13 protein-coding genes and 1 riboswitch are annotated in these 15,019 nt (G+C 40.6%); of the genes, 12 read left to right on the forward strand and 1 reads right to left on the reverse strand.

The window, feature by feature from the left end; genetic code table 11:
* Window positions 1–57 precede the first annotated feature (57 nt).
* From dusB to K348_RS0108080, 11 genes are all read left to right on the forward strand, one after another.
* On the forward strand, window positions 58–1,041 hold the full coding sequence (gene dusB / locus K348_RS0108030) for a tRNA dihydrouridine synthase DusB (RefSeq protein WP_029904451.1): 984 nt from the start codon (window positions 58–60) through the stop codon (window positions 1,039–1,041).
* 39 nt (window positions 1,042–1,080) lie between these two features.
* The gene (cysS, locus tag K348_RS0108035) at window positions 1,081–2,550 is read left to right on the forward strand and encodes a cysteine--tRNA ligase (RefSeq protein WP_029904452.1); all 1,470 of its coding nucleotides are present in this window, start codon (window positions 1,081–1,083) and stop codon (window positions 2,548–2,550) included.
* A gap of 141 nt (window positions 2,551–2,691) precedes the next feature.
* Window positions 2,692–3,456, forward strand: coding sequence for a peroxide stress protein YaaA (yaaA, locus tag K348_RS0108040; protein ID WP_029904453.1), 765 nt, complete (start codon window positions 2,692–2,694; stop codon window positions 3,454–3,456).
* 109 nt (window positions 3,457–3,565) lie between these two features.
* Entirely contained in the window at window positions 3,566–4,312 is a 747-nt protein-coding gene (gene gpmA, locus K348_RS0108045) for a 2,3-diphosphoglycerate-dependent phosphoglycerate mutase (protein ID WP_029904454.1), read from the forward strand.
* 176 nt (window positions 4,313–4,488) lie between these two features.
* Entirely contained in the window at window positions 4,489–5,070 is a 582-nt protein-coding gene (locus K348_RS0108050) for a 50S ribosomal protein L25/general stress protein Ctc (RefSeq protein ID WP_029904455.1), read from the forward strand.
* A 79-nt stretch (window positions 5,071–5,149) separates the two neighbouring features.
* A complete protein-coding gene (gene pth / locus K348_RS0108055; protein ID WP_029904456.1) occupies window positions 5,150–5,713 on the forward strand; it encodes an aminoacyl-tRNA hydrolase in 564 nt (187 codons plus the stop codon).
* Between the two features lie 77 nt (window positions 5,714–5,790).
* On the forward strand, window positions 5,791–6,216 hold the full coding sequence (locus K348_RS0108060; RefSeq protein WP_029904457.1) for an RNA-binding S4 domain-containing protein: 426 nt from the start codon (window positions 5,791–5,793) through the stop codon (window positions 6,214–6,216).
* Window positions 6,217–6,309: 93 nt separating this feature from the next.
* Window positions 6,310–6,518, forward strand: a riboswitch (cobalamin riboswitch).
* A gap of 127 nt (window positions 6,519–6,645) precedes the next feature.
* Entirely contained in the window at window positions 6,646–6,873 is a 228-nt protein-coding gene (locus K348_RS0108065; RefSeq protein WP_029904458.1) for a cysteine-rich CWC family protein, read from the forward strand.
* Window positions 6,874–7,125: 252 nt separating this feature from the next.
* On the forward strand, window positions 7,126–8,856 hold the full coding sequence (locus K348_RS0108070) for a phosphoenolpyruvate carboxykinase (protein ID WP_029904459.1): 1,731 nt from the start codon (window positions 7,126–7,128) through the stop codon (window positions 8,854–8,856).
* Window positions 8,857–9,018: 162 nt separating this feature from the next.
* The gene (gene ppc, locus K348_RS0108075; protein WP_029904460.1) at window positions 9,019–11,658 is read left to right on the forward strand and encodes a phosphoenolpyruvate carboxylase; all 2,640 of its coding nucleotides are present in this window, start codon (window positions 9,019–9,021) and stop codon (window positions 11,656–11,658) included.
* A gap of 424 nt (window positions 11,659–12,082) precedes the next feature.
* The gene (locus K348_RS0108080; protein ID WP_029904461.1) at window positions 12,083–13,309 is read left to right on the forward strand and encodes a 3-phosphoshikimate 1-carboxyvinyltransferase; all 1,227 of its coding nucleotides are present in this window, start codon (window positions 12,083–12,085) and stop codon (window positions 13,307–13,309) included.
* Window positions 13,310–13,311: 2 nt separating this feature from the next.
* On the opposite strand, the gene era is transcribed toward K348_RS0108080, so the two are convergent.
* Window positions 13,312–14,193, reverse strand: coding sequence for a GTPase Era (gene era, locus K348_RS0108085; protein ID WP_029904462.1), 882 nt, complete (start codon window positions 14,191–14,193; stop codon window positions 13,312–13,314).
* 118 nt (window positions 14,194–14,311) lie between these two features.
* Between era and K348_RS0108090 the strand changes: the two genes are divergently transcribed.
* Window positions 14,312–14,956 (forward strand): HAD family phosphatase, encoded by a 645-nt coding sequence (locus tag K348_RS0108090; RefSeq protein WP_029904463.1) that lies wholly within the window; start codon window positions 14,312–14,314, stop codon window positions 14,954–14,956.
* The last annotated feature ends 63 nt before the right edge of the window (window positions 14,957–15,019 follow it).

The following is a 15,019-nucleotide window of genomic DNA, read 5'->3' on the forward strand; positions in this document are numbered from 1 at the left end:
AGCCTTTTTCCCATCTTATAAAAGTTGTCTATCTTTGCACTTCGAATTAAGATAAAAATGAAAATAGGCAATATAAACTTCCCTGAAAATCCGGTATTTCTTGCACCTATGGAGGATGTGACGGATATGGGATTCCGGCTGATGTGTAAACGCTTCGGTGCAGATATGGTATATACAGAATTTGTATCGAGTGATGCGCTTATACGCCATGTGAACAAGACAAAGGCAAAGCTGACTATCAGTGACGAAGAACGTCCTGTAGCCATTCAAATATACGGGCGTGAAGTGGAAGCAATGGTAGAGGCCGCAAAAATATGTGAAGAAGCCAATCCTGACATACTGGATATAAATTTCGGCTGTCCCGTAAAAAAGGTAGCAGGGAAAGGAGCCGGTTCGGGTATGATGAGGACACCCGACTTAATGGTGGAAATAACGAAGGCTGTTGTAAATGCTGTGAAAATTCCGGTGACAGTAAAGACTCGCTTAGGCTGGGATAATGATTCTAAAATCATTTTTGAACTGGCAGAACGATTACAGGATACAGGTATACAGGCTTTGACAATTCACGGACGTACCCGTTCGCAGATGTATACGGGAGAGGCTGACTGGTCATTGATAGCCGCTGTGAAAAATAATCCGCGAATGCACATACCTATTATTGGCAACGGTGATGTAACAACGCCCGAGATATGTAAAAGGCGTTTCGAAGAAACAGGTGTAGATGCTATAATGATAGGGCGGGGGAGTATCGGCTGTCCGTGGATATTTCAGGATATAAAGTCATACATTTCTAAGGGTGAAGTGCCTGTTAAAAAAGAGTTTACATGGTATGTCGATATTCTCAAAGAGTTGATCAATAAAAATATAGCCCATTCGGGTGAACGTGGCGGCATTATACATAGCCGCCGTCATTTGGCTGCAAGCCCTTTGTTTAAAGGTATCCCCGATTTTAAGAAGACGCGAGTAGCTATGCTTCGTGCAGATTCGGTCGAAGAACTATTTTCAATTATTGATAGTATACCTGTTCAGTTTGATATATAATTTCGTATTTTTGTACCTCTAAAAAATTACACTCCGATCATGGAACAGAAACTATCGATTTACAATACACTTACACGCACAAAAGAAGTTTTTGAACCGCTGCATGCTCCTCACGTGGGAATGTATGTCTGCGGTCCTACAGTATATAGCGATGCCCATCTGGGGCATGCCCGTCATGGCGTAACCTTTGATTTATTGTTCAGATACCTGCAGCATATCGGTTACAAAGTGAGATATGTAAGAAATATAACGGATGTAGGTCATCTCGAAAATGAAGAAGGAAGCGGAGAGGATAAGATATCTAAAAAAGCACGTCTCGAACAGCTTGAGCCTATGGAAGTCGTGCAGTACTACAGCAACCGTTACCATAAGGTGATGAACGACCTGAATACATTACCGCCGTCTATCGAGCCGCATGCATCGGGGCATATTATCGAACAGATAGAATCCATAAACGAAATACTGAAAAACGGCTATGCATACGAAAGTAACGGTTCGGTTTATTTCGATGTAGAGAAGTACAATAAGGATTACGATTATGGTATCCTTTCGCACCGCAACATAGAGGAAATGCTGAATACTACCCGTGAACTCGACGGACAGGATGAAAAGCGCAGTAAAGTCGATTTTGCCCTATGGAAAAAGGCATCTCCCGAGCATATTATGCGCTGGCCTTCACCGTGGAGTGTGGGTTTTCCCGGCTGGCATCTCGAATGTTCTACAATGAGTATCAAATATCTGGGAAAAGAATTTGATATTCACGGCGGAGGGTTAGACCTTATGTTTCCTCACCATGAATGCGAGATAGCTCAGAATACTGCTATGGAAAAGCATCAGGTGGTAAAATACTGGATGCACAACAATATGATTACTATTGGAGGCCAGAAAATGGCACGTTCACTGGGTAATTTCATCACTTTAGAACAATTGTTTGCGGGTGAGCACGAACTGTTGGAGAAAGCATACAGCCCGATGGTTGTCCGCTTCTTCATTTTGCAGGCGCACTACCGAAGTACTGTCGATTTCAGCAATGAGGCATTACAAGCAGCAGAAAAGAGCCTTTCGCGTTTGCTTGAATCATACAGCCGCTTGGATAAATTAATTGTATCGGAAACATCCACAGTAGATATAAAAGATATTCGTCAGAAAAGCTATGATGCCCTCAATGACGATCTGAATTCGGCTATCGTTATTGCTCATCTTTGCGAAGCCAGTACAACGATCAATTCGGCTATTGCAGGTAATATATCTCTGACAAAGGAAGATGTTGCCGAATTAAAGGATTTGTTCGATACATTCCTATTCTCGATACTTGGTATCCGTAACGAAACTGCTTCGGCAGGAAATAATGAAGCGTTTGGAAAAGCTGTAGACCTGTTACTCGATATCCGCCAAAAGGCTAAAGAGAATAAGGATTGGGCTACTTCCGACCAGATACGCAACGAACTGGCTAAAGCCGGATTTGAAATAAAAGACGGCAAAGACGGTGCAGAGTGGAAACTGAAGTAAAAAAACTGATATAGTTAATGGGCGGAAGGATATTACATTATCTTTCCGCTCTGTTTTTGTTACCTTTGTTGGATAGCTGGAATTGAACCTTCTTTATGTTATTCTGTTCATAATACATACACATATAAATTATATAATGATATGATTATTACGATGTCGCCTGCCAAACTTCAGGACTTTAAGTCGTCCGTATCGGTAAAGAAATCAACAACACCGCTATATGCAAAGGAAGCCAAAGAATTATATGAATCGATGGAAAGGCTGTCCGCTTCGGAAATATCATCACTGATGAGTATCAATCCGCAACTGGCTCACGATGTATATCAGTATATACATGCATACCCATTGGCTAAAACACCTCAACGTCAGGCAGCTTTGGCTTATAACGGTATATCATATCAGGGACTGGATGCAAAGACATTTTCGGATAAGGACTGGGAGTTTGCACAGAAGCATCTCATTCATGTATCGGGCCTTTACGGAGTGCTTCGCCCATTGGATCTGATTAAACCGTACCGCTTGGAAATGCAGATACCATGGCCTAATGACAAAGGCAAAGATTTATATGCTTTCTGGTCGGATACGATAAGCAAATATCTGGCTAAGCAAATGAGTGCAGACGATAACGTATGGATTAATCTTGCCTCAAAAGAATATGCAAAGGCTGTAAACCGTAAATTATTACCAAAAGGATATAAAGTAATAACGCCCATATTCAAACAGCAAACCGATAATGGCGGTTATAAACAAATCGTAGTATACGCCAAGAAAGCGCGCGGTATGATGACCCGCTTTATCATTCAGAATCAGATAAAGGATGTTGAGCATCTGAAAGGATTCGATACCGAAGGTTATGTGTTTGCACCTCAGCTTTCGGACGATAAAGAATGGGTATTTATAAGATAAAGCTATTTCTATTTTACACGAAAATCTTATAAGCCGTGGCTTGTAACTTGTCACTATTTTAAATAACTTTGCGCTGCGAGAAAAATCACAATTAAAAATAAAAAATAAGATGAAAAAAGTAGTATTGATTCGCCATGGTGAAAGCGTTTGGAATAAAGAAAACCGCTTTACAGGATGGACAAACGTAGACTTGTCGGAAAAAGGAGTAGAAGAAGCAACAAAAGCCGGAAAACTATTGAAAGAAGAAGGCTTTAAATTTACACTGGCTTATACTTCTTATCTGAAAAGAGCGGTAAAGACATTGAATAACATCCTTGACCAGATGGATCTTGACTGGATTCCGGTTGAAAAAACATGGCGGTTGAATGAAAAGCATTACGGTATGCTTCAAGGCTTGAACAAGGCCGAAACTGCTGAAAAATACGGCGACGAACAAGTATTGGTTTGGAGAAGAAGCTACGACGTGCCGCCTGCACCGCTAGATCCTAGTGACGAGCGTTCTGCTTCGCAAGATCCACGTTATGCATGCGTGCCTAAAGCATATATCCCTGAAACAGAAGCATTGAAAGAAACAGTAGAGCGTATTCTTCCTTACTGGATGGAAGTTATATATCCGTCGTTGATGTGCCATGATGAAATCATTGTTGCTGCTCACGGAAACAGTCTTCGCGGTATCATTAAGTATCTGAAAGGAATTTCTGATGAAGATATCGTAAGTTTGAACCTGCCTACTGCAGTACCTTATGTTTTCGAGTTCGACGATGATTTAAACCTTGTAAAAGATTATTTCCTCGGCGATCCTGAAGAAATCAAAAAACTGATGGATGCCGTTGCTAATCAGGGCAAAAAGAAATAAATAACCCAATATAACAGAAGAGAGCATATATCTAAAAAATATATGCTCTTTATTTTTTATAAAGCTAGGAAAATAAAAACAAAACGATTATCTTTGCACCGCTTTTATAAGCCCGTACGTGTGATGGGAATGAGGAAGCAATCCTTAATTTGAGTAACACATTTTAAAATTAAAAAATGAAAACATTTGAACTAAAAGGCGAAGTAAGAACAGACCTTGGCAAAAAAGCAACTAAAGCTTTCCGTAAAGAAGACAAAATCCCTGCTGTAATTTATGGCGGAGAAAAAGCTGACGCAGCTATTCACTTCGTTGTCACAAACAGCGATGTGCGTAAATTGATCTATACTCCTGAAATTTTCCTGGTAGACCTTGCTGTAGGAAAAGACAGTTATAAAGCAATATTGAAAGATGTTCAGGTGCATCCTGTAACAGACGAAATACTTCATCTGGACTTTCTTCATGTATTCGAAAGCAAACCTATCGTTATCGATGTACCGGTTGTGCTTGACGGACTTGCAGAAGGTGTGAAGGCAGGGGGTAAGCTTTCTCTCGACCTGCGTAAACTGAAAGTAAGGGCTAACTACGATAAAGTTCCTGAAAAAGTACATATCGATGTTACAAATCTTGCTCTTGGTAAATCTGTACAGGTAGGTGAACTTCATTTCGAAGGTCTTGAACTGCTGAATGCTAAAAATGCAGTAGTTTGCCGCGTACAGTTGACTCGTGCAGCAAGAGGTCTTGCAGCTAAGAACGGCTAATATTAATTATGAATAATGAGTTATGAATTATAAGTGTTCGAAAACTCTTGTAACTTGTAACCCGTAACTCGTAACTAAAATGAAATATTTGATTGTCGGCTTGGGCAATATTGGTAGAGAATACGAATATACCCGCCACAATGTAGGATTCAGAGTATTGGACGCTTTAGTTAAAGCGTCCAATACTGTTTTTGCAGACAGGCGATATGGCTTTGTTGCCGAAATGAAGGTAAAGGGGCGTATGCTTATTCTGCTCAAGCCGTCTACATATATGAATCTCAGCGGTAATGCAGTCCGTTACTGGTTAAATAAAGAAAATATTCCGATCGAAAATATGCTTGTTGTTGTCGACGATCTGGCTCTGCCATTCGGTACATTACGGCTCAAAGGTAAGGGTAGTGATGCCGGTCACAATGGGCTTAAGCATATACAGACAATTCTGAGCACACAGGAATATGCGCGTTTGCGCTTTGGCATAGGAAGCGATTTTCCCAGAGGAGGACAGGTAGATTATGTGCTGGATGATTTTTCGGATGAAGAAGAAAAAGAGCTTCCTGCCAAGTTGGAAACCTGCGGAGAAATAATAAAGAGTTTTTGTCTTGCAGGCATACAAAACACCATGAATCAATATAACAATAAATAGCTGATAGCTTATAGCTGTTAGCTTTTATTCTTGTAACTCGTATCTGCCCGCAGGGCGAAGTAACTTGTAACTAAAATATGAAAGAACCAAAGAATGAAGTGCGGATAGATAAATGGCTTTGGGCAGTACGGCTGTTTAAAACGCGGTCCATTGCTATAGAAGCCTGCAAGAAAGGACGCATAACCATTAAGGGGGTAATTGTAAAGCCGTCACGGACGATTAAAGTTGGTGATGTGATTGAAGTGCGCCGTGCTCCTGTAACATATTCGTTCGAGGTGCTTGCCTTATCCGAAAACAGAATGGGAGCGAAGCTTGTTCCTGAATTTATGCGGGATGTAACACCACCGTCGCAATTGGAAATACTGGAAATGTCAAAGATGTCCGGTTTTGTCGACAGGGCGCGTGGTACGGGTCGACCGACCAAGAAAGACCGCAGGGAACTGGAGCAGTTTACAGACGATTATTCTTTTTTCGATGACTGGGATCTGGAGGAAGAAGATTGAAATACGAGATAAGGATGAAGTTAATTTCATCCTTATTTTTTTATTCTGTTAATAACTTCCTGGCAAAATAGTATGACGTTTTCTTTAATTCTATATCTTTGTTTTTAGTTTGGTGTCACAAATCTGCATGCCGGATAAGTGATGAAAAGGGAATCAGGTGAAAGTCCTGAACAGTCGCGCTGCTGTAAGCTCCGATAAGCGTTTGTGCAAATCCTCAAGCCACTGTTTCGATATCTTAGAAGCGGGAAGGTAGTACAAAACGGGAGTAAGTCAGAAGACCTGCCAATATAACATTTTCATCTTTCGCGAAAAAGGATTGAAAACACGAATTATTATTCGTAAATATTAAATCGGTGATTATTAAGATGGGCTGTGTTTTTAGAAAACATAATTCATTCTGTAATTGCAAAATTATCAGAATTAAAAGTAATGGAAAAGATATGTGGCAAATGTGCTGCTGTATTTGTTTGCAGGCAGGATAAAGTAGAATTGTGTCATTGCAGCAAGATAAAACTCAGGGAAGGAATAAGACAGTATATAAAAGAAAATTATGCTAATTGCTTATGCTCTAAATGCCTGGAAGAAACAAATAATAATTTTTATCCATTAGATGTAAATCCGGAATTTTTGAATAAGAATAAAATAAATGAATTGTAATGAACTATAAAACAACTGAATAGCAAAAACTTGTTTTTAATTTACAATTTATTATAAAATTAGTCATTAATTCGTTTAATTGTATAGGTAAGTTTCCTTAAATTTGAAGTTAGAAAAACATCCCTGCTACGTACGATTGAGGCAGGTTGTATCGGTTTATAATCTCCTGTTTGTGTATAAAAACAAGCGGGAGGTTGTAGACTGAAAAGTATGCAGATAAATAGAAAAATAATAATAATAAACAAATCAAACATGTTACAGGAATTTACTTTAGGAGAAGGTAAAGCAATAATTAACTTCACACTCAAATACTGCGACACGCGGCAGAAAATACTTAACAGTTACGGTTTTCACAGAGTAATAGAAGTCTTTCTTCAAAAGCTGAAGAAAGAAGAAGTGATCATTTACGAATATTACATCAAAGAATTCAAGACTGATGAGGAATTTGAAAAAACACTGATAGAAGCATTTAAATTATTGACAGTCTGCAATCCGGATGAGGTTCAGAATGTACATAACAAATATGCTATCTTCTTCAACGATAAGAATCTGTTCATAGAATTGATAGAACTTTTATATGGTTTCTGGCGCAGGCTCGAACGTTATACTATTGTGCATAACAGTACAATAGGTAACGGGCTTCAGAGTGTACGTTTTATGCAGGCTAACGAATTGTTCAACGAATTGGTTCTGTCTATTTACCGCCGTATCGAAGAAACTGTTATCGGGTACCAATACAGGGTATACCGTCAGCTTAATGCAGGGGCCAATGCAGCGCTAACATTGAGTGATATCAACTGGAATTGTCCTGTGGAATATAACGGACTGACATCTATTCCATTTATTACCGGAGTAATGTTCAAACCGCCGTTTTTCTCATATACCAAGAGAAATACACGCGACGGTATATTCCATGAGCATCAGGAAAACCCGATAGAAAATGTAGTACTCAACGAAGACGATTTCTTCCTTTTCCCTGCCAAGGTAGGCAGTATGCTGACCTTTGTATACTTCCATAAAGACTTTATGGTACACGGATTTTCTTTGTCTAACCTCTTCGAACTTGCAAAAGAAGACGAATATATAGGAAAGAAGCCGGATATTATCTATGTTTTCGGGTATCCCGACGGGCATGAAGAGAAACGTACTTTCTATTATAAAGACAAAAAGAATGATATCCTTATCGGCTACGCAAACCATTGCGACGATATCGACTATTTCGGATATATGAAGAAAATGCTCCTCACCCTCCACAATGTGAAGCAAATGGAGAAAAACCGCCTGCCTATACACGGTGCAATGGTAAATATCGCATTGAAGAACGGTAAAGAAGCCAATATCGTGATCATGGGCGATAGCGGTGCCGGAAAATCGGAAAGCCTCGAAGCATTCCGTACGCTGAATGAAAAATATATCCGCCATATGCGTATCATTTTCGACGATATGGGATATCTGAATAAAGAAAAAGACGGCAGCATTAAAGGTTATGGAACAGAAATCGGAGCGTTTGTGCGTATCGATGACCTCGATCCTACTTATGCCTTCGAACAACTGGAAAGAGGTATTTATACAAATGCCGACAAGGTAAATGCCCGTATAACAATACCTGCTGCTACCTATGATGTAATTATGAAAGGCTATAAAGTAGATTACTTCCTATATGCTAACAACTATACCGATTCTGATACAAAAATCAAGTTCTTCGATCATCTCGATGAAGCGATAGAAGTATTTGAGGCAGGTGCGCGCAAGGCGAAAGGCACTACTACCGAGAAAGGCCTTGTGACATCTTACTTTGCCAATCCGTTCGGGCCTGTACAGGAAAAAGAATTAGCCGGAAAGCTTATTCAGCAGTTCTTTGCCGATATGAGTAAAAACGGTGTCAAGATCGGTGAGATTTATACATCGCTCGCTATAGAAGGCAGGAGCAAGGACGGCCCGCGCGAAGCAGCCGAAGAATTGTTTACACTGATTAACGATTAAAATATATCAACCCCTGAAAGTTGGCTCAGAAAGCTTTCAGGGGTTGAATTATACCGGATAATTGTTAACGAAAATAAAGATTTAACAATTATATAAACTTAAGACTGTTTATTCTGTTTTACGGATATACTACTAAATAATCATAATAAATAATATCAGACTATGAATAATTTACCGCAATCTTTGATGCACAACAATATCAAGTTGCTGGGTGACATGCTGGGGAAAACCATCAGTGAAGCCAAAGGACAGGATATGGTTGATCTGATAGAAACAATCCGCAGGCTTTCCAAAGCTTCGCATTCTGGAGATATCGAGGCGCATAAATCATTGGTAAAAACCTTACAGAATCTTAAAGATGAAGAGTTTTTGCCTGTTGCGCGTTCTTTCAACCAGTTCCTGAACCTCACCAATACAGCAGAGCAATATAATAGTGTATCGCCTCATGCGCAGGGTGCAGAGAATCCGGTAAATTTTCCTGAAATATATAAGAAGCTGAAAGCAGCCGACCTGAGTGATGAGAAAATAATAGAGGCAATAGAAAACATATCTATCGATCTTGTACTTACTGCTCATCCTACAGAAATAAACAGGCGTTCACTTATCAATAACCTTAACCAGGTAGATCATTGCCTTGCACTGCTCGACCACGATGATTTGGCAAATTACCAGAAAGTACAGATACTGCTTCGTCTGAAACAATTAATAGCACAGTACTGGTACACGGATGAAATCCGCCAGAACCGCCCGACCCCGAACGAAGAAGCAAAATGGGGATACGAAGTGGTGGAGAATAGTCTATGGTTTGCAGTTCCGGCTTACATCAGGGAACTGGACGACCAGATAAGAAATACAATATCGTACCGTCTTCCGATAGATGCGCGCCCAATCCGTTTTTCATCATGGATGGGAGGCGACCGCGACGGTAATCCGAATGTGACGGCAAAAATAACACACGAAGTATTGCTCGACAGCAGGAAACGGGCAGCCAAATTATTCCTGTCCGATATAGAAGTGCTTGTTAAAGAGCTTTCTATGGCGACCTGTACTTCCGAGTTCAGGGATTATATAAAGGATTATGAAGTTCAGGAACCGTATCGCGAACTGATGAAGCGCCTGAGAACAAGGCTTAGGGCAACGATAGCATATCTCGATGCACGAATAGAAGGAAAAAATCCGGAACTGACAGAAGATATATTTATTCATAACGACCAGTTGTGGGAGCCGTTGAATGAATGTTATAAATCGTTGGTAGCATGCAGGATGCAGATCATAGCAGATGATAAGCTGCTGGATACTATGCGTCGCATACGTTGCTTCGGGCTTACATTGACCCAACTCGATATCCGTCAGGAAAGTACCGTACATACAGAAGCCTTATCCGAGATTACACGATATTTGGGCTTAGGAGATTACGAGACTTGGTCGGAAGAAGACAAACAGGCATTTTTAATAAAAGAACTGAATTCAAAACGTCCTCTTATCCCGCGTAACTGGGAACCGGGACCGCAGACGAAGGAAGTACTGGATACATGCCGTGTAATAGCAGAGACTCCGGTCGGCTCTATCCCGACATACGTAATCTCGATGACGCGTACACCGTCCGATATACTGGCGGTATATCTGTTGCTGAAAGAAGCGGATTGCCCGTATACATTGCCTGTAACTCCATTATTCGAAACGTTGAACGACCTCAATAATGCGAACGGTATTATGCAGCAATTGTTTAATATCAGCTGGTACAGAGGCGTTATTGAAAATAAGCAAATGATAATGATCGGTTATTCCGACTCGGCAAAAGATGCAGGTTCCCTTGCAGCAGGCTGGGCGCAGTACCATGCACAGGAAGCACTGATTAAGACTTGTCAGGAAGCTGGAATTGCACTGACACTGTTTCATGGACGCGGCGGTACTGTCGGTCGTGGCGGCGGCCCTGCCAAAGTAGCTCTTTTCTCACAACCTCCGGGTTCGCTGAAAGACGGGTTGCGTGTAACAGAGCAGGGAGAAATGATACGTTTCAAACTCGGCTTGCCCGATCTGGCGATCAAAACATTATCATTATATGCAGACGCAATATTGGAAGCAAATCTTTTGCCTCCTCCTGCACCTAAACAGGAATGGCGCGATCTGATGGATCAGTTGTCGGATATTTCCTGCAAAAGTTATCAGGGACTTGTACATAAAGACCCCGATTTTATTCCGTATTTCTATCAGGCAACACCAGAAGCCGAACTTGCACGTTTGCCGCTCGGCTCTCGTCCTGCAAAACGCCGTCCGAACGGTGGAGTTGAAAGCTTACGTGCTATCCCGTGGATTTTCGGATGGACGCAAAACAGACTGATGCTTCCGGCATGGCTGGGCGCAGGGGAAGCATTGCAGCAGGCAATCGATGACGGAAAGATGGATATACTGAAGAGCATGTATAAAGACTGGCCTTTCTTTGGTACACGTATCAGCATGCTCGAGATGGTCTTTGCTAAAGCCGACTCGCGTATGTCGGAATATTATGACGACCGGCTGGTAGAGCCAAGGCTGCTCGATATAGGCAAAAAGCTCAGAAGCCAGTTGAAAAACGATATAAATACAATACTCAGAATATCAGAGGATGAATACCTGATGGAAGGATTGCCGGAAGTGGCCGAAAATATTGCCATGCGTAATATATATACCAATCCGCTGAATCTTTTGCAGGTAGAATTACTATACCGTACCAGAAAAGACGATGTACATTCATCCGAACTCGAACTTGCCCTGATGATAACAATATCGGGAATTGCGGCAGGTATGCGTAATACCGGATGATAAAACAGAAAGCTGGATGCCGTTGTAAAGATTATATTTGGGTAGATTATAATTTTTTGATAGGTAAAAGCTTTTGCATGCCGACAACAGGGAAGCCATAGATATAAGAACGGCTGTGATCAAGCGGTATTTTTATTCTAAGCTATATTTTTTCTGAAATAAGGGAATCGTGGCAGTATCAGATGGATATGCTGGTGCTGCACATGTATGACCTAAGCACGTCGATGAAAAGAAAAATTAGCCTGGTACCTGTAAAATAAGTGATAATATATAATTCGGATATATAAAAAAATGCATGTGGAGAACATAATTTATCCGAATTTCGGTTTTGTTAATTAAAATTATAAACTGTTTCTTAATCTATGTTTAAACCTTTGTATTTAATGGGTTTTTACTTAATTTCGAAAGAAGATTAAATCACGCTATGCAATATAAAATTACGGCTCCGAAAGCCTTAAATTCGACCATACAGCTGCCTGCATCGAAAAGCATCAGTAACAGGGCGCTTATATTAAATGCACTGAGTTTGTTTCCGTCCAAGTTGATTAACTTATCTGATTGTGACGATACGAATGTGATGGCAGATGCTTTTACTTCGGGCAGTAACCTTATAGATGTGAAAGCGGCTGGAACTTCGATGCGATTCCTTACTGCATTTCTGGCGATTACACCGGGAGAGTGGATTATAACAGGTACCGAACGCATGAAAGAACGGCCTATCAATCTACTTGTAGATGCGCTGATATCGTTAGGTGCACGTATACAGTATCTGGGAAATGTAGGCTATCCACCCCTGAAAATAAAAGGGACTTCATTGAATGGCGGTGAGATTTATTTATCGGGTGATGTAAGTTCGCAGTTCATTTCAGCCTTGCTGATGATTGCCCCTACAATGACAAAAGGACTGACAATACATCTCGAAGGTGATATTATCTCTGTTCCTTACATTAAACTTACGCTGGGCATGATGGCTCAGTTCGGTGTAAAAACACACTGGGACGGACGGACGATAAAGATACATCCTGAAGAATATAAGACATTGAACTATACAGTCGAGTCTGACTGGTCGGCAGCTTCGTATTGGTACGAAATGGTTGCTCTGGCAGATGAAGCGCGTGTGGAACTTAAAGGCTTGTTTAAAAACAGCATGCAGGGAGATTCCAAAGTTGCGGAGCTATTTCTCGATCTGGGAGTATCTACGGAATATACGAAAGACGGCGTAATACTGAAAAAGGCCGGAAAGGTAACAAAAAAGATGTTCCATAATTTTGTCAATGAGCCCGATCTGGCGCAGACTTTTGTCGTAACATGCTGCATGATGGGGATACCTTTTATGTTTACAGGTCTTCAAACACTGAAGATAAAAGAAACCGACCGTATAGAGGCACTGAAAGCCGAGATGAAGAAACTCGGTTATTTACTTTACGACAGCGAAAACAGCATATTGGAATGGAACGGTGAACGTTGCGACCCGGAAGCCGAGCCGGTAATAAAAACATATGAAGATCACCGTATGGCAATGGCTTTTGCCCCGGCTGCAATAAAACTGGGGCATATTAATATAGCGCATCCTAAGGTGGTGACTAAATCTTATCCTCGTTTTTGGGACGATCTCAAATCGGTAGGATATGTAATAGAAGAGGGCGAATAATATCAGTCTAAACGATATCCGTACTGGCGGAGCAGGTTGTCCCTGCTTCGCCAGTCTTTTTCTACCTTGACGAATATTTCTAAGAATATCTTTTTGTCAAAAAAATGTTCCATATCCTTTCGGGCAGTAGTGGCTACTTTTTTCAGGGCGGCACCTTTATGTCCTATTATGATCCCCTTTTGCGTATCGCGTTCTACAACAATAAGTGCCCTTATATTTATAATCTTTTTCTCTTCCTTAAATTCTTCTACTATAACTTCCACTGCATATGGCACTTCTTTCTGATAATAGAGAAGTATTTTTTCGCGGATGATTTCCGTAACAAAGAATCGTGCCGGACGGTCTGTCAGTGCATCTTTTTCAAAATACGGCGGAGATTCCGGAATTAAATCCAGTATCCTTTTCTTTACCATATCTACATTGAATTTATTTAATGCGGATATCGGATATATTTCAGCTTTAGGCAGTAGTTCTTTCCATTGTCCGACCAATGTTTCCAGTTCCTGCTGGTTGGTCTGGTCTATCTTGTTTATCAATAAAAGGACAGGGGCGTCTACTTTCTGTACCTTATGGAGAAACTCTTCGTTTTTATCGGTTTTTTCGATTACATCCGTCACATACAGTAATACATCTGCATCTCCCAATGCAGATTCGGAAAAATTGAGCATTGTTTCCTGCAATTTATAGTTGGGGCGCAAAACCCCCGGTGTATCGGAATAAACCACCTGATAATCTTCAGTGTTGACTATACCGAGTATACGATGACGGGTTGTCTGTGCTTTGGAAGTGATAATAGAAACTTTTTCGCCGACAAGCAGGTTCATTAGGGTCGATTTGCCGACATTAGGATTACCAACAATATTTACAAATCCGGATTTATGCATTCGATGTATATTCTTTGTTATTTGAGGACAAAAGTACTAAATAGTTACGAATAACGTTGGTAAGGATAGAATTATGATGCAAAGATTTACTATTTTTGCAGACGTAAATATACTTATAATGAAAAAAATAACCTGCGCTTTATTCGACATGGACGGCGTGATGCTCGATACCGAAAGTCAGTACGATATATTTTGGAAAGATGCCGGCAAGAGATACGGCATAGATATACCTAACTTCGAGAAAGTGATAAAAGGTACTACCTTGCCCAATATTCTTAAAAAGTATTTCTCTGAGTTTACAAAAGAACAACTGGATATTCTTGTGGAGGAGATAGATAAATTCGAACAGCAAATGGTGTATCCTGAAATTCCCGGTTCGATAGCCTTTGTAAATAGCCTTAAAGCCTTGGGGATGAAAGTGGGTTTGGTTACCAGTTCCGGAATTACCAAACTGAAAGAAGTGTATAAGGTAAAGCATTTCGATACGCTTTTCGATACCATTGTTTACGATGCGCGTATAACACATGGTAAGCCTGCACCTGATTGCTATCTGCTAGCTGCAAAAGATCTCGGTGTAAACCCTGAAGAATGTGTGGTATTTGAAGATTCATTTGCCGGAATAGAATCCGGTCTGGCGGCGGGTATGACAGTCATCGGTCTTTCTACTACTCACCCTGCCGAAAAAGTGAAAGAAAAAGGAGTAAAAGAAATTTCTGATTTTACAGAAATGAATTACGACAAGTTATTGGAACTGGTTAAATGACAGCCTTAATCTTAAAAGGACATAAGCGTCTGTAACTTGTTACTATTTTTACTACTTTTGCAT

The sequence above is a fragment of the Prevotella sp. 10(H) genome, from assembly GCF_000711235.1.
Lineage (GTDB): Bacteria > Bacteroidota > Bacteroidia > Bacteroidales > Dysgonomonadaceae > Dysgonomonas.